General features: G+C 70.6%; 1 protein-coding gene. It reads right to left on the reverse strand.

The annotated features are described in order from the left end of the window. Nucleotides 1–1,671: condensation domain-containing protein (locus ABD879_RS32500; protein WP_345025626.1), on the reverse strand; the 1,671-nt coding region annotated here is incomplete at both ends.

A 1,671-nucleotide genomic window follows, 5' to 3' on the forward strand; every position in this document is an offset into this window, starting at 1 on the left:
TCAGCGACACCTCACCGCACCGCAACGCCACTGCGTCCGGCGTGCGCTGCGCCCATGCCTGGATCTGCTCGGGGATCAAGGCGTCCGCGACCGGCGCCTGCGTGGCGTTCCAGTCCGTCAGCACCGCACGCCGCTCGGCCTCGTCCAGAACCTCCACCTGGCTCACACGCAGTTCCGGATCGGCCGCGACCTGCTCCAGCACCCGTGCGTAGCGGTCGGCCAGGGCACGAGCAGTGGACTCATCGAACAGGTCGGTGGCGTACTGGATGCCGCCGCCGATCCCCATCGGCGCGCCGTTCTCATCCCGGTGTTCCGTCAGGCTGACCGACAGGTCGAACCGGGCGACCTCGGTGACGTCCTTCGGCGGTAGCGGCTCGACCTGCAGGCCGGGCAGGTCCCAGCCGCCGCGGACCTGAGGCAGGTTCTGGAGGGCGAACATCACCTGGAACAGCGGCTGGCGGGACAGCGACCTGGCAGGGTTGATGTCGTCCACGAGCCGCTCGAACGGGATGTCCTGGTGCCCGAAGGCGGCCAGGTCGGTCTCGCGAACGCGCTGCACCAGGTCGGCGAACGACGGGTCGCCGCTGACGTCGGTGCGCAATACCAGCGTGTTGGCGAAGAAGCCGGCGACCTCGTCAAGCGCCACATCCCCACGTCCGGCGGTCGCGGTGCCGAGGGGGATGTCGGTGCCGGCGCCGAGCCGGGACAGCAGCACCGCCAATGCCGCCTGCGCCACCATGAACACCGTGGAGCCGCTGCGCTGGGCGAACCGGACCAGGCGGTCATGCGCCTCGGCGGAGACTTCGACCGGAACGGACGCGCCCTTGAACGAGGGGACGGCGGGACGCGGCCGGTCGGTCGGCAGCGCCAGCTCCTCCGGCAGATCACGCAGCGCCTCACGCCAGTAGCCGAGCTGACCGCTGATCACACTGTCCGGGTCATCCGGGTCACCCAGCACCTCGCGCTGCCACATCGCGTAGTCGGCGTACTGGATGGGGTGGTCGGGCCACTCCGGCGCGCTGCCCTGGCGCCGCGCGGTATAGGCAGCGCGCAGGTCACGTGCGAGCAGCCCCATGGTCCAGCCGTCCACCGCGATGTGGTGCGCCACGATGACCAGGACGTAGCGTCCGTCACCACGGTCGAGCAGCCGGACCCGCCATGGGACCTCCCGCTCGATGTCGAATCCCTGAGTGACTTGGACGGCGAGAACCTGGTCGAACTCGTCGTCCGCCACCTGGATCACTTCCAGCGGCGAACCGGCCTCTGCGACGGTGAGTATCCGCTGGTAAGGCGTTCCGTCGATCTGCGGGAAGATCGTGCGGAGGGTCTCGTGCCGCTCGGCGAGGTCGGTGAGCGCGGCCCCCAGCGCGTCCACGTCCAGGTCACCGGAGAGTTCGAAGGTGAGGGGCAGGTTGTAGGCGGCGCCGGCGCCCTCCCCTTCGAGGCGGTTGAGGAACCACATGCGCTGCTGCCCGTACGACAGCGGCAGCCTGTCGGGGCGGGGCCGGGCCGTCAGCGGCGGACGGGCCCGGTCCGTGCCCGCCGTCACGGCCTTCGCGACACCGGCGACCGTGGGATCGGCGAACAGGGTCCGGATGCCGATCTCGGTGCCGAACACCGCCCGGATCCGGGCGAGCAGCCGCATCGCCAGCAGCGAGTCACCGCCCAGAT

It is taken from the genome of Actinomadura keratinilytica, assembly GCF_039539665.1.
Taxonomy (GTDB): Bacteria; Actinomycetota; Actinomycetes; order Streptosporangiales; family Streptosporangiaceae; genus Spirillospora; species Spirillospora keratinilytica.